The sequence below is a fragment of the Pseudomonas sp. FG47 genome, assembly GCF_057809115.1.
The window spans coordinates 1-712 of the sequence record NZ_JBMDJI010000086.1 but is presented as its reverse complement, the minus strand read 5'-3'; the positions used below and the strand labels follow the sequence as shown (position 1 = coordinate 712).

Annotated in this window: 1 pseudogene; it reads right to left on the bottom strand. The window is 64.3% G+C overall.

Annotated elements, in window-relative coordinates:
* Positions 1–712 (bottom strand): annotated as a pseudogene (locus ACODS5_RS24660) (RHS repeat protein); the annotation flags it as partial.

Here is a 712-nt window from a genome sequence, read left to right as displayed (position 1 = left end):
CCGGGTCCGCGGTGAGTGTGTCAGGCACCGCGCGGTTGCTATGCCCGGAAACGGTCATGTTCAGGGTGAAGTCGTGCTCGGCCACGTCGCTGGTGTGGACAGTGCTCAAGAGGTTGCCGCCCCGATCATAGGCATAGCGACGGCTGTAGTTGGCGTAGCTGCCGTCGTTGGCGGCCACGGGCAGGGCAGCAGGGCGCTGGGGGTTGTGCCGTGTCGAGCCCGCCATTTCGCGGCCTGTGGCCGCGGTCAACTGGTACAGGGTGTCATAGGTATAGGTGCTGACCGCTTCGATGACTCGGTTGCGGGCGAAGCGCCTGGCCTCGGCGGCATTGCTGACCCGCAGCACGTTGCCGACCGGATCGAACGCATAGTGCAGGTCCTGCAGCACGGTTGTCTTTGCCGAGTGCTCGGTCTTGAGCCTTAGCAGCCGCTGGGTGCGTGGCTCATAGGTAAAGTGCGTGATCACGCCGTTGGCGTGAGTTTCGCCCAGCTTCTGGCCGGCGACGGAGTAGGTGAGCGATGTGAGGACTGGCTGTTCGCTCATGCCTTTGGGGGTGAGGAGGGTGCCCGCCATCTGTCCCGCGATGTCATAGCGTTGACGCTGTGCATGCCCCTGAGCATCGACTTGGGTCAGGGGCACGCCGGTTGCGTCAACGGTGCAGCTGCTGGTGAACACCTCTGGGGCGAGCAAGCCTGCCCAGTCAGCTTCGTC